The sequence below is a fragment of the Streptomyces botrytidirepellens genome (assembly GCF_003721215.1).
Lineage (GTDB): Bacteria > Actinomycetota > Actinomycetes > Streptomycetales > Streptomycetaceae > Streptomyces > Streptomyces himastatinicus.
In genome coordinates this window covers 1-20,167 of the sequence record NZ_RIBZ01000313.1, presented here as the reverse complement: position 1 = coordinate 20,167, position 20,167 = coordinate 1, and the positions used below count along the sequence as shown (strand labels likewise).

General features: G+C 71.5%; 16 protein-coding genes and 2 pseudogenes. 8 read left to right on the top strand and 10 right to left on the bottom strand.

Features of this window, described 5'->3' with window-relative positions; all coding sequences use genetic code 11:
* Window positions 1–26 precede the first annotated feature (26 nt).
* Both EEJ42_RS26625 and EEJ42_RS26620 read right to left on the bottom strand, forming a co-directional pair.
* Window positions 27–1,325, bottom strand: a complete 1,299-nt coding sequence (locus tag EEJ42_RS26625) for an ABC transporter substrate-binding protein (protein WP_246097409.1) — start codon at window positions 1,323–1,325, stop codon at window positions 27–29.
* Window positions 1,326–1,336: 11 nt separating this feature from the next.
* Window positions 1,337–4,471 (bottom strand): alpha-mannosidase, encoded by a 3,135-nt coding sequence (locus tag EEJ42_RS26620; RefSeq protein WP_123103680.1) that lies wholly within the window; start codon window positions 4,469–4,471, stop codon window positions 1,337–1,339.
* Window positions 4,472–4,624: 153 nt separating this feature from the next.
* On the opposite strand from EEJ42_RS26620, the gene EEJ42_RS26615 reads away from it, so the two are divergent.
* Together EEJ42_RS26615 and pip are read left to right on the top strand one after the other, a co-directional pair.
* Entirely contained in the window at window positions 4,625–5,728 is a 1,104-nt protein-coding gene (locus EEJ42_RS26615) for a LacI family DNA-binding transcriptional regulator (RefSeq protein ID WP_123103678.1), read from the top strand.
* A 35-nt stretch (window positions 5,729–5,763) separates the two neighbouring features.
* Window positions 5,764–6,729 (top strand): prolyl aminopeptidase, encoded by a 966-nt coding sequence (pip, locus tag EEJ42_RS26610; RefSeq protein WP_123103676.1) that lies wholly within the window; start codon window positions 5,764–5,766, stop codon window positions 6,727–6,729.
* Between the two features lie 37 nt (window positions 6,730–6,766).
* Here pip and EEJ42_RS26605 read toward each other — a convergent pair whose 3' ends face one another.
* The 3 genes from EEJ42_RS26605 to EEJ42_RS26595 all read right to left on the bottom strand — a co-directional run bounded on the left by EEJ42_RS26605 (window position 6,767) and on the right by EEJ42_RS26595 (window position 10,612).
* Complete coding sequence (locus EEJ42_RS26605; RefSeq protein WP_246097408.1) at window positions 6,767–8,647, bottom strand: serine/threonine-protein kinase; 1,881 nt, start codon at window positions 8,645–8,647, stop codon at window positions 6,767–6,769.
* A 279-nt stretch (window positions 8,648–8,926) separates the two neighbouring features.
* On the bottom strand, window positions 8,927–9,709 hold the full coding sequence (locus EEJ42_RS26600) for a polysaccharide lyase family 7 protein (RefSeq protein ID WP_184503285.1): 783 nt from the start codon (window positions 9,707–9,709) through the stop codon (window positions 8,927–8,929).
* Between the two features lie 117 nt (window positions 9,710–9,826).
* Window positions 9,827–10,612: an FHA domain-containing protein gene (locus EEJ42_RS26595; RefSeq protein ID WP_123103672.1), complete on the bottom strand. Its 786-nt coding sequence runs from the start codon at window positions 10,610–10,612 to the stop codon at window positions 9,827–9,829.
* Window positions 10,613–10,843: 231 nt separating this feature from the next.
* Here EEJ42_RS26595 and EEJ42_RS26590 point away from each other — a divergent pair, with 231 nt between their 5' ends.
* The gene (locus EEJ42_RS26590; RefSeq protein WP_123103670.1) at window positions 10,844–11,269 is read left to right on the top strand and encodes a hypothetical protein; all 426 of its coding nucleotides are present in this window, start codon (window positions 10,844–10,846) and stop codon (window positions 11,267–11,269) included.
* 109 nt (window positions 11,270–11,378) lie between these two features.
* Window positions 11,379–12,086 carry a DUF2470 domain-containing protein gene (locus EEJ42_RS26585; RefSeq protein ID WP_123103668.1) on the top strand — a complete coding sequence of 236 codons (708 nt, stop codon included), beginning with the start codon at window positions 11,379–11,381 and terminating at the stop codon, window positions 12,084–12,086.
* Between the two features lie 12 nt (window positions 12,087–12,098).
* Here EEJ42_RS26585 and EEJ42_RS26580 read toward each other — a convergent pair whose 3' ends face one another.
* The 4 genes from EEJ42_RS26580 to EEJ42_RS26565 are packed head-to-tail and all read right to left on the bottom strand — an operon-like array spanning window position 12,099 to window position 15,917.
* Window positions 12,099–13,259, bottom strand: a complete 1,161-nt coding sequence (locus EEJ42_RS26580) for an NAD(P)/FAD-dependent oxidoreductase (RefSeq protein WP_123103666.1) — start codon at window positions 13,257–13,259, stop codon at window positions 12,099–12,101.
* A gap of 38 nt (window positions 13,260–13,297) precedes the next feature.
* The gene (locus tag EEJ42_RS26575) at window positions 13,298–14,062 is read right to left on the bottom strand and encodes an amino acid ABC transporter ATP-binding protein (RefSeq protein WP_281291514.1); all 765 of its coding nucleotides are present in this window, start codon (window positions 14,060–14,062) and stop codon (window positions 13,298–13,300) included.
* The gene (locus tag EEJ42_RS26570; protein ID WP_123103662.1) at window positions 14,059–15,009 is read right to left on the bottom strand and encodes an amino acid ABC transporter permease; all 951 of its coding nucleotides are present in this window, start codon (window positions 15,007–15,009) and stop codon (window positions 14,059–14,061) included. Before EEJ42_RS26570 ends, EEJ42_RS26575 begins: the two co-directional genes overlap by 4 nt.
* Complete coding sequence (locus EEJ42_RS26565; RefSeq protein WP_123103660.1) at window positions 15,006–15,917, bottom strand: ABC transporter substrate-binding protein; 912 nt, start codon at window positions 15,915–15,917, stop codon at window positions 15,006–15,008. The genes EEJ42_RS26570 and EEJ42_RS26565 overlap by 4 nt, the downstream gene beginning before the upstream one ends.
* 131 nt (window positions 15,918–16,048) lie before the next feature.
* Here EEJ42_RS26565 and EEJ42_RS26560 point away from each other — a divergent pair, with 131 nt between their 5' ends.
* The 4 genes and pseudogenes from EEJ42_RS26560 (at window position 16,049) to EEJ42_RS26545 (ending at window position 19,027) form a co-directional block, all read left to right on the top strand.
* Window positions 16,049–17,002 carry a LysR family transcriptional regulator gene (locus tag EEJ42_RS26560; protein WP_123103658.1) on the top strand — a complete coding sequence of 318 codons (954 nt, stop codon included), beginning with the start codon at window positions 16,049–16,051 and terminating at the stop codon, window positions 17,000–17,002.
* Between the two features lie 25 nt (window positions 17,003–17,027).
* A pseudogene (locus tag EEJ42_RS26555) lies at window positions 17,028–18,020 on the top strand (anion permease); the annotation flags it as partial.
* A 42-nt stretch (window positions 18,021–18,062) separates the two neighbouring features.
* The gene (locus tag EEJ42_RS26550; protein ID WP_123103656.1) at window positions 18,063–18,296 is read left to right on the top strand and encodes a hypothetical protein; all 234 of its coding nucleotides are present in this window, start codon (window positions 18,063–18,065) and stop codon (window positions 18,294–18,296) included.
* Between the two features lie 26 nt (window positions 18,297–18,322).
* Window positions 18,323–19,027: pseudogene (locus tag EEJ42_RS26545) on the top strand (polyphosphate kinase 2 family protein).
* A gap of 10 nt (window positions 19,028–19,037) precedes the next feature.
* Here EEJ42_RS26545 and EEJ42_RS26540 read toward each other — a convergent pair.
* A complete protein-coding gene (locus EEJ42_RS26540) occupies window positions 19,038–20,042 on the bottom strand; it encodes a Gfo/Idh/MocA family protein (RefSeq protein WP_123103654.1) in 1,005 nt (334 codons plus the stop codon).
* Window positions 20,043–20,167: the final 125 nt, after the last annotated feature.

Sequence of the window (20,167 nt, the reverse complement as noted above, 5' to 3'; positions counted from 1 at the left end):
GGAGGTCCCACGCTGAAGGGAGAGGGTCACTTGTCCGCTTTCAGGCGCTCGTTGGAGTACCGGACGGAGGCGTCCAGCGCTGCCTTCACGGACTTCTTGCCCAGCAGTGCCTGGGCGATCTGCTCCCGCAGCGTGTTGCTGTCGGCCGAGCCGGAGAACGCGGGCGGCCACCACACGACCGCCTTCCTGACCTGGTCGGCGCTCTCCCGCCGCACCGTGGTGGCCGGGTCCTTGTCGTCCTGGGTGAAGTACGCATCGTCCAGCGTCCCGGCGGACGAGGGGAAGACGGACGCCTTCTTGGCGAAGGTGAGCTGATGGGCGGAGTTCGTGACGTACGTGGCGAAGGCGGTGGCCAGGGACTGGTTCTTGGTCGCGGCGTTGACGACCAGGGACTCGAGGTACATGTTGGGGGCGCTGTCGCTGATGCGCGGCCCGATGCCCAGGTTCTTGTAGACGTCGGGCGCGGTGGCCTTCAGATCGTCCAGGGTGTAGGAGCTGCCGGGCAGATAGGCCAGACGCCCCGCCTTGAACTCCTCGACCTCCTTCGTCTGGAGGTTGTTCAGCGCCTCTTCGCCGATGCCCTTCTTGGCGTAGAGCTTGCGGAACCGCTCGACGTACTCCACGCCCTTGGCATTGTTGTACGTGAACTTCTTCCCGCCCGCGTCCATGAGCGGTACGCCGTACTCGCCGAAGGTCTCGATGGCGGGCATCCTGGCGATCATCATGGTGTCCGAGCACTTATCGGCCATGGTTTCCGCCTGGTCGAACAGCTCGTCGTAGGTGGCGGGCAGCTTGCCGGGGTTCAGACCGCACTTCTTGAACAGCGCCTTGTTGAAGAAGGACGGCCCGGTGTTCAGGTACCACGGGTAGCCGTACGTGCCGCCGCCCAGGCCCTCGAAGGTCATGGCCTTCCACGCCTTGTCCACGTAACGGCCCTCGGCCTTCGGGTCGGCCTTGTTCAGGTCGAGCAGGACACCCGCCTTGGCCAGGGTGTAGGCGGACTCCGGGCCCATGTCGACCACGTCGGGGAGGGATCCGGCCGCGGCGTCGGCCGACAGCTTGTCCTGGTAGCCCTCCGCGGGCTGGTCGACCCATCTGATGTCGGTGCCCGGGTGGGCCTTCTCGAAGGAGGCGATGAGGTCGTTGAAGTACGAGGTGAACTTGTCGTTCTTCAGGTTCCAGGTCTGGAAGGTGATCTTGCCGGACACCTTTCCGTCCTCTGCCTTCGTCGTACTGTCGCCGCCGCCCATGACGCAGGCGGACAGCATCAGCGATCCCGCAGCGAGTCCCGCGATGAGCGCGGTCCGTCTTCCCGCTGGCGTCATTCGTCTTCTCCTCATCTGGGGTGGGTTCCAGGGGCGATCCGGAGGGTCGCCACCTGGAAGGAGCCGAGGTCCAGGGCCGCGCCCATCGCGGGACGGCGCGTACCGGCCGGTGTCCGGGACAGGGCCGTGGGCAGGTCGTCCGCGGGCGCGAGTGCGCGTTCCAGCAGGTCGGTCTCCTCCACGGCGGCGGCCGCGCCGAGTTCCGCGCAGGGGCGGAGCAGGGCCTTCGCCCGGCTTCCCTGCGTTTCGTAGATCCGTACGACGACGTCCCCCGAACCGTCGTCGGCGAGTTTGATCCAGTCGACGACCGCGTGGCCTTGCAGCAGCTCGATGGCCACCAGGGGCTCCAGGGGCGGGAGCGGCGGGATGTCGGGCGCGTTGAACACGGAGGCGGCCTCGACCGTGGCGGGCACGTCCGCGCCGGGGAGCAGCGCCCAGCGGAAGTGGTGGGTTCCCGCGTCCGCGTCGGGGTCGGGGAAGCGGCTGCCCCTCAGCAGCGACAGCCGGACGACGGTGGCGTCGTGATCGGCGCGTGCGTCGGCGCCGTACATGGTGTCGTTGAGGATGCCCACGCCGAAGGCGCCGTCGGCCACGTGGATGTACCGGTGCATGGCGGCCTCGAACATCGCCTCCTGCGCCTCGGTGTTCACCAGAAGCGGCCGCTCGACGTATCCGTACTGCGTCTCGAAGCGTGCCGTTGGCGCCATCACGTGGACCGGCAGGGCGACCTTGAGCAGGCGCTCGCGCTCCTGCCAGTCGACCGCGCACTCCGTCTCGAACCGGCCGGTGCCCGCCCTCAGCCACATCGTCAGCGTGACCGTCGACGCGCCGAACCGCCGGACGACCTCGACACCGGCGTCGGGCCCGTCGTGGACCACCGTCCGGCTGGTGACGTCGTCCACTTCCTGGAAGGTGCGCAGGGTGTGGCGGTCCACGTCCCACGCGTCCCACCGCACCGGCTCGTCCCGGAACAGCTGGAGCACGCCCGCGCGCCCACCGGGCGGCACCACCTCCCGTCCGCTGCGCGTGTCGTGGAGCGAGGTCAGGTGGCCGTCGGCGTCCACGACGGCCCGCAGCAGACCGTCGTCCAGCACGGTGGCACCGGCTTCCCCGTCGGTGACGCGGACGGGGTCGGGCTCCGTGTCGGCGGTACGGGCGGGGACGAACGGAGGGAGCAGCCCCGCCGTCCCGCCCGCGGCCGCGGCCGCGTCGCCCAGCACCGCGTCGCCCAGCGCCTCGGCGGCCCGCTCGATGAGCCCGCGCAGCCGGGACTCCGTCGATCGATAGGTGGCGCGGGCCTCGCGGTGCACCCAGCTGATCGACGTGCCCGGCAGGATGTCGTGGAACTGGTGCAGCAGCACGCCGCGCCAGATCTCGTCCAGGCTCTCCCCCGGATAGGGCGCGCCCCGCAGGACCGTGGCCGCCGCGCCGAGGTACTCGGCCGCCCGGAGCAGCGATTCGCACGCCCGGTTGTGGCGCTTCATCGCCACCTGCGACGTCAGGGTGCCCCGGTGCAGCTCCAGGTACAGCTCGCCGCGGTGGACGGGCGCCAGTGGCTTGGCCACCGACTCGACCTCGCGCAGCTCCGCCTCGGCGTCCTCGAAGAACTCCGCCGGAGTGCGGGACACCACGCGTGGCGCGCCCTCCAGGTCGGCGAAGCGGCGCAGCCGTTCGGCCATCTCCCGGGTGGGGCCGCCCCCGCCGTCGCCGTAGCCGTAGGGCAGCAGCGAGTGGGAGGCGATCGCCTTGTCCTTGAAGGTGGTGACCGCGTGGCGCAGTTCGCGGGCGGTGACCTCGGCGGCGTAGGTCTCCGCGGGCGGGAAGTGGGTGAAGATGCGGGTGCCGTCGATGCCCTCCCACCAGAAGGAGTGGTGCGGGAAGGTCGTGGTGTCGTTCCAGGAGATCTTCTGCGTCAGGAACCAGCGGGCCCCGGCCCGGCGTGCCAGCTGTGGCAGCGCTCCCGAGTAGCCGAAGGAGTCGGGCAGCCATACCTCCCGCGGTTCGAGACCGAAGCGGTCGAGGAAGTACCGTTTGCCGTAGGTGAGTTGGCGCACCATGGACTCACCGGTGGGGATGACGCCGTCCGGCTCCACCCACATGCCGCCGACGGGCACCAGCCGCCCTCGCTCCACGTGGTGGCGCACCCGCGCGAAGAGTTCGGGGTAGTGGTCTTCGAGCCAGGCGAAGTGCTGCGCGGCCGACATGGTGTAGACGAGGTCCGGGTGGGCGTCCAGCAGGGCGAGGGCGTTGGAGACGGTCCGGGCGAGTTTGCGCACGGTCTCGCGCAGCGGCCACAGCCACGCCGAGTCCATGTGGGCGTGGCCCACCGCGGTGATCCGGTGGGCGGAGGCATGGGCGGGGGCGGCCAGCAGCGGGGCGAGGTGGGCGCGTGCCCGGCGGGCACCGGCTTCGGCGTCCGCCTCGTCGTAGGCGTCGAGGGCGCGCTCGATGCCGTACAGCAGGCGCCAGTGGCGCGGTTCGTCCTCGGTGAGTTCGGCGGCCAGGCCGCCGAGGACGTCCAGGTCGGAGAGGAGGGCGTGCACCTCCGGCGCGAACACGGCGGTCTCCGCGCGCCGTAACCGGAACTGCTCGAACGGTTCCCGCGCGCCCTTCTCGCCGTGCTCGGTGGCGACGAAGGGCGGCAGGCCCAGCAGCAGGGGGTTCGCGGCGGCCTCCACGTAGAGCACGAAGCGGCCGTCCGGGTCCAGCAGCCCCGGTCCGGTGTCCCCCGCAGCGAGCCGGATCGCCGTCTGCCGCGGGTGCAGGCCCTTGACGACGGTGCCGTCCGGTGTGAAGACCAGGCCCTCGCAGTGGCCGCCGACGGAGTGGTCGAACCAGCCCAGGTCGAGCAGCAGGTCGACCGGTCCGGGCGTCCCGGGCTCGACCTTGCCGCTGACGCGGAACCAGGTCGTGGACCACGCGGGTCCCCACGCGTCGCCCAGGGCGAAGGGGCGGTAGTCGGGGCGGCCGCGGCGCGGCTCCGCCGTCAGCCCGAGGGCGTGACGGGGGCTCACCGGCTCGCCGTCGTCCCCGACCGTCCATGCCTCGATCTCGACGTCCCCCAGGCGGCTGTGCAGCCGGGGAAGGATGCGCTCACGACGTACGCGGTCAAGCCGCTCAAGGGTCCTGCTGAAGTGACGGTGCATGCGTGGTCCTCATCGCGGAGGAGAAGCAACAGGTCGTCTAATACGTTTTAGTAGAATCGCGAGTGGCCGCAGATTAATACGTTTCAGTTCGCCAGTCACCGCGGCGGATCATCACGGTTGCGTAAAGTCGACGTGGGTCACGAGGGAGGGGCGATGCCACCGAGGAACCATGCCTCGTCAGGAGCGGGGGCGGACGCGGACCCGGGCTCCCCCGGTCGCCCGCACGCCGGGGAATTACCGGCCCGGCTGCGCAGCACCGACATCGCACGGCTCGCGGGCGTCTCCGTCGCGGCGGTGTCCATCGCGGTCAACGGGCGCCCGGGGCTGAGCGACGCCACCCGCAAGCGCATCCTCGATGTCGCGAACGAACTCAACTGGCGCCCGCACCTGGCCGCCCGCGCGCTCAAGGGCGCGGCCAACGACGTGGTCGGCATCGTCATCGCCCGCCCCGCGCGCACGCTCGGCGTCGAGCCCTTCTTCGCCCAGTTCCTCTCCGGCCTCCAGTCCTGCCTGTCCAACCGGGGCATCGCCACGCAGTTGCTCATCGTCGAGGACACCGAGACCCAGATCGCGGTCTATCGGCGCTGGGCGGCCGAGAACCGCGTGGACGGGCTCGTCCTGCTCGACCTCGCCGTCGACGACGTCCGGCCCCAACTCGTCGCCGATCTGGGCATCCCCGCGGTGGTGCTGGGCAGCCACGGGAACCCCATGCCGCTGACCAGCGTCTGGGTGGACGACCACGCCGCGACGGTCAGCATCCTGCGCCACCTGGTCGCCCTCGGGCACCGGCGCATCGGCCACGTCAGCGGCACGGTGGCCTACCAGCACACCCAGCGCCGTCTGCGGGCCATCGACGACGTACGCGACTCCACCGGCATCGACGTGACGTCCATCGCCACCGACTACTCCGACGCCCAGGGCGCGTCGGCGACCCGCCGTCTACTCGAAACCCGCCCCCGCTACACGGCGGTCGTCTACGACAACGACGTCATGGCGGTCGCCGGACTCGGCGTGGCCACCGAGATGGGCATCCCCGTCCCCCGCGACGTCTCCGTGGTGTCCTTCGACGACTCCGTGCTCACCACCATGGCGCACCCCTCGCTCACCGCGCTCACGCGCGACACCTTCGCGCTCGGCACGCTCACCGCCACCGAACTGCTCCGCGTCGTGGCCGAACGGCCCGCGCCCCGCCCCGTGCAGGCCCCCACCCCACAGCTCGTCCTACGACAGAGCACCGCCGCTCCCGCCGAGCGGTGACGCCTTCAGGCTTCAGGCTTCAGGAGGAGACCGTCATGGCCCAGCCCTTCCCGCCCACCGCACCGGACGCGCACGGACTCCTCGATGTCGGCGACGGAAACCGGATCTACTGGGAGACCAGCGGAAACCCCGAGGGGAAGGCGGCGCTGTGCGTGCACGGCGGCCCCGGCAGCGGCGGGCGCCGCGGCAGCCGCACGATGTTCGACCCCGAGGTCTACCGGGTCGTCGTGTTCGACCAACGTGGCTGCGGTGAGAGCCTGCCGCACGCCGCCGACCCGGCAGTCGATCTCGTTCACAACACCACCCACCACCTCATCGCCGACATGGAGCGGCTGCGCGAGCACCTGGGCATCGAGCGCTGGCTCCTCTACGGCGGCTCCTGGGGCTCGACGCTGATCCTGGCCTACGCGGAGCGCCACCCCGAGCGGGTCTCCGAGATCGTCATCCCCGGCGTCACCATGACCCGGCCCGAGGAAATCGACTGGCTCTACCGCGGCGTCGGACGCCTGCTGCCCGGCCCCTGGGAGGCGTTCCGCGACGCAGTGCCCGAACCGGACCGCGGCGGCAGTCTCGTGGCCGCCTACGACCGGCTGCTGAACAGCCCGGACGAGGCGGTCCGGGTCAAGGCGGCGCGGGACTGGTGCGCCTGGGAGGACGCGGTCATCGCCCATGAGGTGCTGGGCAACCCGGGCTACTACAGCGACAAACCCGATGACGCGCTGATGGCCTTCACCCGGATCTGCGCGCACTACTTCGCCCACGACGCCTGGTTGGAGGACGGGCAACTGCTGCGTGACGCGCACCGGCTGGCGGGGATCCCCGGGGTGCTGATCCACGGGCGGCTCGACCTGGGCAGTCCGCTGAAGACCGCGTGGGAGTTGTCCAAGGCGTGGCCGGACGCGGAGCTGAAGGTGATCGACGAATCGGGGCACACGGGCAGCCCCGCGATGCGGGACGCGATCCTGGAGGCGATCGCCCGATTCGGAAGGGAGACCCCGTAGCGACCGCGGATCAGAGCCCCTATGGCGACGGCCGCGGTCAGGCGGACGGCAGCGCGGCGGCGGCCGCCCCGGCGAGATCGGTGGCCATCTCGCAGGGCCGGTCCTTGCGGCCCGCCCCCTTGACGACCAGGGCCACCCGCTCGGTCCCCTGCACCCGGTCCACGCCGGTGTACTCGCGATGGACCACCTCGACGCGGCAGGTCCCCGGGCCCTCGTCCTCCGGCAGAACGATGGCCTGGTGATCGCTGAGCCGCGTCGACCGCGCGTTCTCGTCGTCGGGCAGGCTGCCCTGGTCGAAGCGCAGGTCCACCTCGTACTCGCTGGTGGTGCTCTTCCACTGGCAGTCCCAGCGGCCGAATCCGACGTCCGGGTCCTGGGCGTCGATGCCGGGCACCTCTTCCAGCGCCTTGATGTCGAGCAACGTACAGGCGTCCTTGTGCGCCAGCGAGCTGGCCGGAAAGTCCGGGGAACGCCGCGGAATCGCACCGCGGTTGAGCACCTTGACCGCGCGCCCCGTGGCGGTGTCGGCGGTGTCGCACAGCGGCTCCTTGACCTCACCAGGGCGTCTCGCGGCCGCGGTGACCCGGAGGCTGTTCTCGCGGGCGCCGGTCACCGCCACGGCCCGCTCGCACTCGTCGCGCTCGGCGGCACGCTCCACGACGGTGACCCTGCCGGTGGTCCTCCGTGCCACGCCCTCCGGCAGCGGATCGGCGTCGAGCTCCACCCTGACGTCCACGACCTCCTCGCCGCGCTGCTTCAGGAGGACGTCGCACCGGTTGAAGTTGCCGTAGTCGGCGTCCAGTTCGGCTTGCTCGTAGCCGTCGAACAGGTCCGCGTTCAGCAAGGCACAGGGGTTGGCCGTACGGGGGTCGCCGATGAAGTCCGCGCTGGTCAGCTTGGCCGGTTCGGCGGAGGGAGCGGCGTTGTCCGTCCCGGAGTCACCGTCCAGGCTCATCACGACGAACGGTACGGCGATGGCCAGCGCGGTGACGGCGGCGGCACCGGCCGTCAGCAGCGGGCGGCGCCGGACGAGGCTCGTCGGCAGGCGCGGCTGTCGCGCTCCCGCGGCGTCCTCGCGGTACACCACGGTGGCCGTATAGGGCGTGGTCGCCGCCGCCTCGGGGAGCGTCGGGAACTGCTCGGGCGGGCCCGCGATGTCCGCGAGGGCGCCGAGCGCCTCGGCGGCCGTGGGCCGGGCCCCGGGGTCATGCTGGAGCATCGCGGTGAGCAGCTCCCGGAGCGGACCGACCCGGGGGCTGATGGCCTCCAGCCGGACCATGCGCCCGGCGCCGCGCAGCGGTGGGGTCCCCGTCACCAGGCAGTACAGGGTGGCGCCGAGGGAGAACACGTCGGACGCGCGCTCGGGTGCGCCCCGGAACGCCTCGGGAGCGGCGTAGTACGGGGTGAGGCTGACCGGTCCGTTGGGCGTGATCGTCTCGCTGCCGTCCACCCGGTACGCGGCGCCGAAATCGGCCAGCTTGGCGACCCTCTCGTGGGTGACCACGATGTTGCCGGGCTTGACGTCGCAGTGCACGATGCCCTTGGCGTGCAGGGCCGCCAGCGCGCTCGCGATCTGCGCACCGACGTGCGCCGCGAGTTCCGGGGCCATCTTCACCGGGACGTCCAGGCTCCCGCCGGTCACATGTTCCATCACCAGCCAGAACGTGGACCTCTTGCCCTTGCCCGCGCGGACGGCGTCGTAGAGGGTGACGACATTCGGGTGGCTGAACTTCGCCAGGGCGCGCGCTTCGGCCAGCAACTCGTCGAAGTCGGCCTGGCTGTTGTCCTCGAGCAGGGCCCGTTTGAGGACGACGGGACGGCCCAGCTCCGTGTCGACGGCGAACCAGACCGCGCCTCTCCCTCCTTCGACGGGCCCCCTTGTGAGCCGGTATTTGCCCACCCTCTCCCCCCGCCGCACGGCGAACTCCCCTCTCGCGAAACCAGAATCCCTGCTGCCACCAGGCACGTAGTCCGAACTTAGCGCCCACGGGGGCGGGCCCGCACCGGTTGTGCCGCCCTTGAGGGCGGTTCCGGGCGCGGGGCGTGCCCGCGGCGGGCCCGGCCTGGCCGGTTGAGAAGGGAATTCACGCGCCACTGCGGAAATCTTCACGTTTGTGAGGGTTGTGGCCGCCCGAATGCGCATGCGGAGGTGCCGGGCTCGCCCGCGACGGGGAGGCCCGGCACCGTCTTCCGCCGGTCAGGAGTGGGTGACCTTGAGACCGGATATGCGGACCTCGCCGTAATTGTCGCCGTCGCACGGGTCCGAGTTCTCGCAGTTGGCCTGGGTGTAGGCCCCTGCCTTGAAGTAGTTGGTGTCGCCGTCGTCGGAGATCGTGGTCTCGCGCTCCCCGTTGTAATAGACGTCGATCTTCCCGTTCCGCGCCACGAACTTGGCCTCGAACTCGGTTCCCAGCTCGTAGTCGTCGGTGACGAGGTGGTGGTGGGAGTCGTCGCCCTTGGTGATGTAGAGCTTGCTGCCTTCGAGGCGGAAGACCGTGACGTCGTCGTCCCCGCCGTGGATCTGGGCCCCGACGAGATGCGGCTTGTCGTTGGGGAGCGCCATGAACGCCTCCTTGACCACCAGGGTGTGGGTGCCCTCGGTGGTCGACCAGCCCGCCTCCTCTTCCCCGCCGTCGGTCATCTCCCGCAGCTCGGCGCGCGGGTAGCTGGAGCCCCCCGTCGTCACGCCGTCGACGGCGGACCGGAACCGGACCGCGTCGCAGTCCTCGGTGACCTGGAACCAGGGCGTGGCGGAGAAGGTGGTGAGACCGGGCTGGGTGATCTCGGTCGGGTCCTCGTCCTCGCCGGTGGGCAGGGTCAGCTTCCAGTTGGTCAGGTCGAGGACGTCGGCGGGGTACGTGCACCGGGCGGCCGTGGCGTCTTGGGGGTCGGCGGCGTCGGCCTGCGCCGGAATCGCGAGGGCGGCCGCCGAGGCGACCGCGGTGATACCCGCGAGAGCGACGATGCGCATGCGCGTCATGGGAGTGTTCCTTCCTGTGTCAGCCGCCGCCATCGTTCGCCGACACGTTCGGGACGGGTCCCGAAGACGGGCACGGAGACGGCCCCGAAGACGGACACGGGGGAACCGGCCCGACGATCACGCGGGATCGGGCCAGGGGGCGTCGTCCTCGATCAGGTCCAGGTCCGGGGGCACGAGCGTCGTGGACTCCACCAACCCCTTGAGCAGGTTGTGCAGCAGACCATTGTCCGCGGGGCGCCCCTGCGACTTGTCGTGCATCAGCGGGTACTTGAAGCCGGTTTGGTGCAGGCGGCGGCGTACGGCCTCGATCCGGTACTCGATCTTGCGCTCGTTCCAGCCCGCGTCCGGGCGGAGGTAGCCGAGTTGCCGGGCCGCCATGGCGTAGCTCATGGGGCGCGGATCCTCCTCGTACAGCAGGTACCGCTGGCCGAGGACGACCAGCAGCAGCCGTTCGTCGTCGTCGAGGGGCCAGATCTCCGGCCGCAGGGTCTCGGCGCGCCGCCGCGAGACCGGCCCTTGGTCGTCGTGGCCCGCCACGTACAGCTCGACCAGGTGTTCCCGGTAGCCGGAGCCCTTGACGAACAGCGGGGTGTACCCGGTCTCGAGCGGGATCGGCTCGGTGCTGAGGTGCATCATCCGGCCGCGGGGCAGCCGGACGAGCTGCCGCCCGGTGTTCCGCAGCCACCACTGCCCCTGGCGGTAGGTCAGCTCGCCGTGGCGCCGGCTCACCCGGAGGTCGTCCACGCCGACCCCCAGGTCCACGTCCGGCTTCTGACCGCGCCCGAAACAGACCGTCAGGCCCGGCTGGGGCAGTGCGCTGAGGTCACCGGTCAGGGTCCGGGCATGCAGGCTGCCGGGCGTGGTGGGCGCGACTCCGCGCGCGAGGCTGGCGGAGAGGGGCATCGGGTGTCTCCTCGGTTCGGGGGATGCGCGGCACGTGCGCGGTCACACGCGCCCAGGGTCCGCTCCCTGCTCCGGGACCCGTCCCCACAGCACGTTCGCCTCACAGCGTACGAGCCAACTGGCGTGTGACGGGACGGGTCCCGAAGCCGCGGACGGACGATCCCGGCAGGACCCCGGGCACGGCCGACCTCCGGCCACCGGACCAGCGGACCCGCGAGCAGGGAGGGCACGATGACCAGTTCACCGGACGAGGACCACGGGCCGGAAGCAGCCCCGGCCCGGCGGCCGTCCCAGGTCACCGCGGCCGTCTCGCTCCTCATCCTCTCGGCGTTTCTCGGCACCACCATCGCCGTGAACGACCCGGCGATGACTCAGTCCGTGTACCTGCTGCTCTTCGTCACCATCGGTGCTGCCGTCCGCATACTCGGCGGCGGCCGCACGGCCCGCGTCACGGGGACGGTGACTGCCGTGCTCTTGCTCCTCTATCTGGGCCCGCACGCGATCTGGGGGCTGTCGGCGCCGGGCGGGGTGTTCCAGCCGGATTACGCGGTGCGCGCCATCCTCGCCATCGGCGCCTCCGGCACCGGCGTGGGCCTCCTCTACGCGCCGCCAAGCCGCGCGTACTTCCGCGTACGCCCCCGGCAGACCGTCCGGTGACGGCCCCTCGCCGTCCGGCGGGACTACCCGAATACCGGCGGGTGAGTTAGGTTAGGCATACCTAAGTAGCCCGCTTGGTGTCCGCCCTACCCGCGCCTGGAGCCCCCGGATGCGTCCTTCTTCCACCCGCGCCACCACCCCGACCGCCGCCGAGCGCGTCCGGGCGATCCTCGCCGCCGCCCACTCGATGTCCGTGGTGAGCGACGGGGTCAGCACCGAAGTCCGCCGCCTCGACGGCACGGGGGCGATGGGCCACTTCCACCTCCACCCGCCGTTCGAGGGCACCCCGGGGGCCCGGACGGCGATGCGCATCCCGGTGCGGCTGGAGCTCACCGACATCGCCCCCACGCCCGTACGCGACCGCCTGCGCGCCCGCGTCACGGTGACCGGGCTGCTGGCCGCTCCGTACGACGCGGAGGCCAAGGAGAGCACCTGCCTGGAGTTCGGCCAGGCGGTCCTGGAGGACGACCGGGGACGCACGTACGTCACCCTCCACACCCTCCAGGCGGCGCCCCTCGACCCCATCGCGACCAGCGAGGCGAGCATGCTGACCCATCTCGTCGACGACCACAGCGAACTCGTCCCCCTGCTGCTGCGCCTCGTCCACCCCCACCCGGACAAGGGCATGGTGCGCGCCCTCCCCGTGGCGATGGACCGCTACGGCATCACCCTGCGCCTCGAACACCCGCGCGCCCACCACGACGTCCGGCTGCCGTTCAAGACCCCCGTGACCGACATCAACCAGGCCGGACCCCAGATCCACGCCCTCCTCACCACGGCGCGCCGCCTCTCCCACTCGGGCAACCTGCTGGCCTGAGCCACCGGTGCGTCACCCGGCTTCGGCCCGGTGGCCGCTCATCACGGCCAGGCTTTCGTCGCGGATGGGCCGTGAGGTGTCGCGGTCGGGGCGGTAGGGGGCCAGGGCGGGTGCGGGGCTGGCGGTGGTGAGTTCCTCGGCGGCGAGGGCGGCGAGGAGCGGGGCGAGGGTGACACCGCTGTGGGTGGCGATGGTGTAGAGGCCGGGCGCACGGGGGTGCGGGCCGACCAGGGGAAGGCCGTCTTCGGGAACGGGGCGGACGCCGATCCGGGTGCCTCCCAGGGCGCGGAAGGCGGGCAGGACCGCGGCGCACCGGCCGAGGAGGTCCGCTTCGGGCGGCACCTGGGTGTCCGGGGTCGGGGCGAGGAGCGCGTCGACCGGCCAGGAGATGGCGCACACCCGGTTGCCCGGGGCGGGGCGCAGATCGACGCCGGGGGTGGCGACGATGGCGCGCAGCGGCTCGGCGAGCGGGACGGACTCGCCGACCAGGCCGGGGATCCGGCGCAACGGCAGCCGTACCCCGGCCAGTTCGGCGATGCGTCCGGCGTCGGGGCCCGCGCAGTTGACGACGTGGTCGGCCTCGAAGGGGCGGCCCCGCGCCTCGGCGCCGCGCACCCGTTCACCGTCCCGCAGCAGGGCGGTGACGGGGGTGTCGTAGCGGATGTCGGCGCCCAGCGCGGCGGCCCGGTCGAGGAGGGTGTGCGCGAGGAGGGGGGCGTCGTACCAGGTGGCGTCGTCGTGCACGACGAGTTCGGTGGCGCGGCAGGAGGCGGGGTCGACGGCGGGTGCGAGGGTACGCAGTTCGCCGGGGTCGGCCGTGCGGCAGGGGTGCCCCCAGTCGGCGAGGCGCTCGGCACGCGCGCGGAGGGTGCGCTGTTCCTCCTCGGTGTGGCCCCACTGGACGAGCGGTGCGGGATGGCGCCAGCCGGGGGCTCCCGTGCGGGCCCGGATCTCCCGCTCCAGTTCCCGGTGGAGCGCGGCGCTGCGCTGGTTGAGCAGGAAGTAGGAGTGGGGGGTCTTCAGGTGGGTGACGTCGATGGAGAAGGTGGCGCTCGAGGTGCCCGGGGTGCGGCCGCCGGCGTCGAGCACGGTGACGTCGACACCTGCCTCGGCGAGGCGGTGCGCGGTGGCGGCGCCTATCACTCCGGCGCCGATGACGAGGGCACGGGTCATGAAGACTCCTTACAGTGGCAGGACAGTGGCGAGGCGGTTCAGAGGACCTTGCTGAGGAACGCGCGGGTGCGTTCGTGGCGCGGGTCGCTCAGTACGTCCGCGGGCGGGCCGGTCTCGATGACGGCGCCGTCGTCCATGAACACCAGCGTGTCGCCGACCTCCCGGGCGAAGCCCATCTCATGGGTGACGACGACCATGGTCATGCCGTCGTCGGCGAGCGCCCGCATCACCTCCAGCACCTCGCCGACGAGTTCGGGGTCGAGCGCGGAGGTGGGCTCGTCGAACAGCATCAGTTCGGGTCGCATGGCCAGGGCGCGGGCGATGGCCACCCGCTGCTGCTGGCCGCCGGAGAGCTGGGCGGGGTAGCTGTGTGCCTTGTCGGCGAGGCCGACGCGGTCGAGGAGCTCCGCGCCGCGTTCGCGGGCCCGTGCCTTCGGCTCCTTGCGCACCTGGACGGGAGCCTCGATGACGTTCTCCAGCGCGGTCATGTGCGGAAAGAGGTTGAAGCGCTGGAAGACCATGCCGATGCCCCGGCGGCGCCTGGAGACGGCCTTGTCGCTCAGCTCGTGGAGTTTGCCGTCCCGCTCTTCGTAGCCGACGAGTTCACCGCGGACGTACAGGCGCCCCCGGTCGATGGTCTCCAGGTGGTTGATGCAGCGCAGGAAGGTGGACTTGCCGGAGCCGGAGGGGCCCACCAGGCACAGGACCTCGCCGGGCGCGACGGTCAGGTCGATGCCCTTGAGCACCTCGGTGCGGCCGAAGCTCTTGTGCACGCTCTCGGCTCTGATCACGGCTGGGGTCAACGTGCGGTCTCCTCACGGTGTTTCCGGGTTGCGTTGCGCAGCCGCTGGAGCGGGGTGGGCGGCAGGGTGCGGCTGGTGCCGCGGCCGAAGCGCCGTTCCAGGTAGTACTGGCCGACGTTGAGCACGGAGGTGGCCACGAGGTACCAGAAGCAGGCGACGACCAGCAGCGGCACCTGCTGGAAGTTGCGCGAGTAGATGCCCTGGATGGAGGTCAGCAGCTCGGGCACGGCGATGGCGAAGACCAGCGAGGTGGTCTTCAGCATGGAGATCGCCTGGTTGCCGGTGGGCGGGATGATGATGCGCAGCGCCTGCGGCAGCACGATGCGGCGCAGGGTCTGCCCGCGGGACATGCCCAGCGCCTGGGCGGCCTCGCTCTGGCCGTCGTCGACGGAGGTGATGCCCGCACGGACGATCTCGGCCATGTACGCGGCCTCGTGCAGCCCGAGGCCGAGGACGGCGGCGGTGAGCTGGGTGATGAGGACGTTCGTCTCGGCCTCCACGAACGTCGGTCCCCAGGGGACGCCGAGGCCGATGGTGGGGACGATCGCGGAGAGGAAGTACCAGAAGAGGAGCTGCACCAGCAGCGGGGTGCCGCGGAAGAGCCAGATGTAAGCCCAGCTGAGCCGGGACAGGATCGGGTTGGCGGACATCCGCAGCACGGCGAGGACGACACCGCCGACGATGCCGACCGCCATGGCGAGGGCGGTCAGCAGCAGGGTGGTCCGCAGCCCCTCCATGATCACCGGCGAGAAGAGGAACTCGCCGACGGTCCCCCACTGCATCCGGGGATTGGTGATCCAGCCCTCCAGGAGGAAGACCAGCAGGAAGGTCACGACGATCGCGGCGACGCGCTGCCCCGGACGCCGCACGGGGACGGCGCGCAGGGTTTCCGCGGCGGGGCCGGAGCCGGTGCCGCCGGAGTCCGCCCGGGTGAGGGTCTCGGTCATGCCGCACCCCCGTTCACGGTGGCGCGCTTCAGCGCCCCGGACGTGAGCTTCCACTGCTTGAGGATCTTCGCGTAGGTGCCGTTGTCGATGAGTTTCTGAAGGGCACCGCGGACAGCCCGTACCAAGGTCCGCTCCTCCTTGTTGATCAGGATTCCGTAGGGCAGGAAGCGGTACGGCTCACCAGCCGTGCGGAACCTGCCGTGCGACATCTCGGCCTGGTAGTCGACGGTGGGGGTGCCGCCGACGAACGCGTCGGCGCGGCCCGTGGACAGGGCCTGGAAACAGCCGACGGAGTCGGGGAAGACCAGTGTCTCCAGCTCGGGCTTGCCGTCCGCCGCACACTTCTTCGCCTGCGCCGCCACGTCGTCCACCTGCGACGTGCCCTGCTCGACGGCGACCTGGCTGCCGCACAGGCTGGTGAGGGAGCGGATGTTCCCGGCGGCCTTCTCCGACGCCAGGATCGAGCTGCTGGTCTTCATGTAGTCGACGAACGTGACCTGCGACTGGCGCTCCTTCTTGTCGAGCATCGCCTGGATCGCCACGTCGTAGCGGTGGGACCGGACACCGCCGATGATGCTGTCGAAGTTCGCCTTCACCAGGTGGACGCGGAGGCCGAGGACCTGGCCGACCGCGCGGATGAGGTCGGGTTCGGCGCCGATGACGGTCTTGTTGTCGAGGTCCAGCAGGGACAGCGGCGGGTAGTCGTTGCCGACGGCCGAGGTGAGGGACCCCTGGTCGCGGATGTCCCGCGGGAGCAGGGCACGGAGCGCGGGGTCGACGCGCTGCTCGGGCACCTTGGACTGGTTGACGGACGTGGTGCCGCCGCACGCCGTCACGGTCGGCGTGAGCAGTGCCGCGAGCGCGAGGGGAAGTGCGGTGGCGCGGGCTCGCGCCTGACTTCCGGGCACGGTGCCTCCCTTCTGGGCTGCTGGTCAGGGGATCTGCGCGGGGCTGGTGGACGCCCAATCTGCGCGACGGCGAGGGCCCGGGCAAGAACAGAGAGAATGAACGTTTCCACGCGGAGTGTTAAGTTCCTTTGATGCTGACCCCGCCGCAGCTCCAGGCGATATGCGAGGTGGTCGCCGCGGGCTCGTTCCGTTCGGCCGCGCAGCGCCTCGGCTACACGCCCTCCGCCGTCTCCCAGCAGATCTCCACCATCGAACGCGCCCTGGGCGTCGCGCTCTTCGAGCGCTCACCGCGCAGCGTGCGCCCGACCCCGGCCGGGCTCCAGCTCGCCCGGCGCGCGGGGCGGCTGCTGGCCGACCTGTCCGCGACGGAGGACGAGATGCGCGCCTACGCCGCCGCCGAGCGGGGGCGGCTGCGGCTGGGCAGCTTCTGGTCCGCGGGGTTCCGGCTGGTGCCGACGGTGCTGACGGGGTTCCTCCGCGACCGGCCCGACGTCGACGTCCGCTACGAGGAGGGCGACCCTCAGGTGACCGTGCCCGCGGTGGTGGAGGGGCGGCTGGACCTCGCCGTGATCTTCGAGTACGGCGTGGTGCCGCACAGCCGGCCCGACGGCCTCGACCACACGCTGGTACGGGAGGAGCCGCTGTACGTGCTCCTCCCGGCGGGGCACCCGCTGGGAGGACGGCGGCACATCCGCCTCGCCGACCTGCGGGACGAGCGCTGGATCAGCTACCACGAGGACACCGACGCGGCGCGCTGTCTGCGCCACATCTGCGCGGCCGGCGGCTTCCTGCCCGAGGTGCTCTTCCGTACGAACGACTACAACCTGCCCTACGAACTGGTCCGGCAGGGCCTGGGGGTGGCGATCGCACCCGAACTCGCCATCATGGACACCTCCGCCTCACCCGACGCCTCCGGCACCCACCTCGTCCGGCTCACCGATCCCGCCCACACCCGCCGGGTCTATGCCACCCGGCGCACCAGCGACCCCAACCCGTTCCTCCCCCAGGCCCTCGCCCTCCTGCACACCGCCGCGGCCGCCTTGCCCGAGCGGGACGGCGGGGAGTGGCCCACGGTCACCGGCTGACACCGGTCCAGGCGGTGTCCTTGTCCTTCCCGCCTTCCTGTCCACCGAGGTCGCCAAGACCATCTCCGGCGGCATCGTCGACGACTCCCTGGTCACCCCAGGGATGATCTTCGCGGGACTGGTCGGGGCCATTCTCTGGAACCTGCTGACCTGGCTGGTCGGGCTGCCCTCGAGTTCGTCGCACGCCCTGTTCGGCGAATTGATCGGTGCCGTGTGGGTCGGGGCGGGCGCCCATGGTGTGCACTTCGACAAGGTCGTCGAGAAGGTGCTCGTCCCGGCGGTGGCCTCGCCGGTCGTGGCCGGTGTCGCCGCGCTGCTGGCCACCTACCTCGCGTACCGGCTCACCGACCGGGCCCGCAAGAAGTCGGTGACCAAGGGCTTCCGGGCCGGGCAGATCGCCTCGGCCTCGCTCGTCTCCCTCGCGCACGGTACGAACGACGCGCAGAAGACCATGAGTGTCATCACGCTGACCCTGATCTCGGCGGGCGCGCTCGGCCATGACGCCGGTCCGCCGCTGTGGGTGATCGCCTCCGCGGGGCTCGCCATCGGGCTCGGCACGTATCTCGGCGGCTGGCGGATCATCCGCACCATGGGCAAGGGCCTCACCGAGATCCAGTCGCCGCAGGGTTTCGCCGCCGAGACCGCCTCCACCACCGTCATCCTCACCTCCGCGCACCTCGGCTTCGCCCTGTCCACCACCCAGGTGGCCTCCGGCAGCATCCTCGGCGCGGGACTGGGACGGCGGCTGGCGGAGGTGCGCTGGGGCGTCGCGGGCCGCATGGTCATCGCCTGGATGGTCACGCTGCCCGCCGCCGCGGTGGTCGGTGGCGTCTCCGCGAGCGTGGTCACCAACGGCGGCAACATCGGCGCCGCGGTGGTCGCCCTGGTCGGCGCGGCCCTCGCCACCGGCATCGTGGTCCTCTCCCGCCGCAACCCCGTGCACGCGCAGAACGTGAACGACACCCACGAGGTCACCCTCCGCACCGAGCCGCCGGCCACGGTCGGCTCGGCCGCGTAACTCCTTTCGCAGCACGGCTGAATCACGGAGAGTGGAAAAACGATGCAACTCGACTGGAGCGCACTCGGCCAGGTCGCCGCGGTGAGCGTCGGCGTCACCGTCGCCGTGGTCACCGTCTTCGCCCTCGGCGTCCTGGGCCTCGCCCGCGTCGAGGCGGCCCGTGAGGAGAACGGCACCGGCTCGACCGTCGGCCTCACCCAGGCCGGGCTGTGCTTCATGGCGTGCGCCGCGGTGGTGGGTTACGGAATCTATCTGATCGTGCCGCAGTTCCACTGAGGCACCGTGGCGGAAAGGAACACCGGATGACGACACCGCCCTTGCTGTCCGAGCTGGCCGACCTGCGGGTCGACTACAGCGACCACGACGATCCCGTGCTCCTCCGGCCGGACAGAAGCCCGGTCGACACGTGGCGGGAGAACTATCCGTACGCGCAGTGCATGGAACGGCCAGTGGTACTTCCAGCGGTACGTGGAGCATCTGCCGACCGCGGGCGAGATCGTGCTCTTCGACCGGTCCTGGTACAACCGGGCCGGTGTCGAGCGGGTGAGGGCTTCTGCGCGGAGGACGAGTACCGGCGCTTCATGCGCCAGGCGCCGATGTTCGAGCGGATGCTCGTGGACGACGGCGTGGACCTGGTGAAGTTCTGGTTCTCGGTGTCCCAGGGCGAGCAGCGCACGCGTTTCACGATCCGCCAGGTGGATCCCGTACGGCAGTGGAAGCTCAGCCCGATGGACCTCGCCTCGCTGGACCGCTGGGACGACTACACCGCCGCGAAGGTGGCCATGTTCCGCGACACGGACACCGATCACGCACCCTGGACGGTGGTCAAGAGCAACGACAAGAAACGGGCCCGCGTCGAGGCCATGCGCAGCGTGCTCGCCCGTTTCGACTACGCCGACAAGGACGAGGAGGTCGTCGGCACCCCCGATCCGCGCATCGTGGGCGCGGCGGCGGGTCTGCTGGAGGCAGGCGAAGACGACACAGCCGACACCGCCAGGGTGCGCTAGTCGCCCGGGCTCAGCCCACGGCGGCGGGGCGGCCGGTGCGCAGGGAGGCGTAGGCGGCAAGGACGATGCGCAGGGTGCGCAGCCCCGCCTCGCCGTCGGGGCGGGGGCGGCGGCGGGTGCGGGCGGCGTCGAGGAACTCGTCCAGCATGGCGGCGTCCAGGTCGGTGCCGCCGGGTTCCCAGCGGGCGCGGCCGCTCCGCGTGTCGAAGCCGCCGAGCAGCCGGGGGAAGGCGTCGAACTCGACGATGGCGCGCTCCCCCACGCAGGTCAGGGTCAGGCCGCCCCAGGTGGGATGGGCCGGGGGCTGGCTCCAGCTGCAATCGATGGTGGCGACGGCGCCGCTCGGGTAGCGGACGGTGACCAGGCCCGCCGTCTCGACGGGCGAGTCGGCGTCGAGGACGGTGTTGGCCTGGGCGTAGACCTCGGTGGCCTGTTCGCCGTGCAGCAGGACGTCCATCAGGTCGGCGAGGTGGACGGTGTGGTCCATGACCGCGCCGCCGCCCGCCAGCTCCGGGTCGGCGAACCAGCGGCGGACGCGGGCGGGGTTGGTGCCGTTGTTGGTGCCGTGGACGCTGACGAGGTCCCCGAGGGAGCCGTCGGCCAGGGAGCGGTGGAGGGCGTCGAAGGCCGGGCTGAACCGTACGGGGTAGGCGGTCATCAGGCCGACTCCGGCGCGCGCACACGCGTCGATCATGGCGCGGGCGTCAGCCTCAGTGGTGGCGAGCGGCTTCTCGCAGAGCACATGGGCTCCGGCCGCCGCCGCGCGCTCGACCAGGGACCGGTGGCGGGCGTTCTCGCTGCACACCACGACCGCGTCGAGGGGCTGCGAGAAGGCCTCGTCCCAGGTGTCCGCGTACGGCGCGCCCAGCCGCTCGGCGAGGGCGCGCCCGCGGGTGGCGTCACCGGGCGGGGCGTCGGGGTCGGCGGTGATCAGGTCGATGCCGTCGCGGTCGCGCAGCAGCTCGACGTACGTCGCGGCGTGGACGTGGGCGAAGGACAGTACGGCGACCCTCACGTGGGGGTTCCTTCCTCGGTGGCGGTCAGCTCGACGGCGCGGCCCGTGCGCGCGGAGTGGGCGGCGGCCTCGGCGATGCGGACGGCGGCCACGCCGTCGCGGGCGCTCACCCGCGGCGCCGGGCC

Excerpts from the sequence above, each read along its gene's own strand:
- EEJ42_RS26560 (WP_123103658.1), top strand. The coding sequence starts at position 16,049 with ATGCTGACCCCGCCGCAGCTCCAGGCGATATGCGAGGTGGTCGCCGCG.
- EEJ42_RS26620 (WP_123103680.1), bottom strand. The coding sequence starts at position 4,471 with ATGCACCGTCACTTCAGCAGGACCCTTGAGCGGCTTGACCGCGTACGT.
- EEJ42_RS26585 (WP_123103668.1), top strand. The coding sequence starts at position 11,379 with ATGCGTCCTTCTTCCACCCGCGCCACCACCCCGACCGCCGCCGAGCGC.
- EEJ42_RS26615 (WP_123103678.1), top strand. The coding sequence starts at position 4,625 with ATGCCACCGAGGAACCATGCCTCGTCAGGAGCGGGGGCGGACGCGGAC.
- pip (WP_123103676.1), top strand. The coding sequence starts at position 5,764 with ATGGCCCAGCCCTTCCCGCCCACCGCACCGGACGCGCACGGACTCCTC.
- EEJ42_RS26580 (WP_123103666.1), bottom strand. The coding sequence starts at position 13,259 with ATGACCCGTGCCCTCGTCATCGGCGCCGGAGTGATAGGCGCCGCCACC.
- EEJ42_RS26625 (WP_246097409.1), bottom strand. The coding sequence starts at position 1,325 with ATGACGCCAGCGGGAAGACGGACCGCGCTCATCGCGGGACTCGCTGCG.
- EEJ42_RS26550 (WP_123103656.1), top strand. The coding sequence starts at position 18,063 with ATGCAACTCGACTGGAGCGCACTCGGCCAGGTCGCCGCGGTGAGCGTC.
- EEJ42_RS26590 (WP_123103670.1), top strand. The coding sequence starts at position 10,844 with ATGACCAGTTCACCGGACGAGGACCACGGGCCGGAAGCAGCCCCGGCC.
- EEJ42_RS26570 (WP_123103662.1), bottom strand. The coding sequence starts at position 15,009 with ATGACCGAGACCCTCACCCGGGCGGACTCCGGCGGCACCGGCTCCGGC.
- EEJ42_RS26595 (WP_123103672.1), bottom strand. The coding sequence starts at position 10,612 with ATGCCCCTCTCCGCCAGCCTCGCGCGCGGAGTCGCGCCCACCACGCCC.
- EEJ42_RS26600 (WP_184503285.1), bottom strand. The coding sequence starts at position 9,709 with ATGACGCGCATGCGCATCGTCGCTCTCGCGGGTATCACCGCGGTCGCC.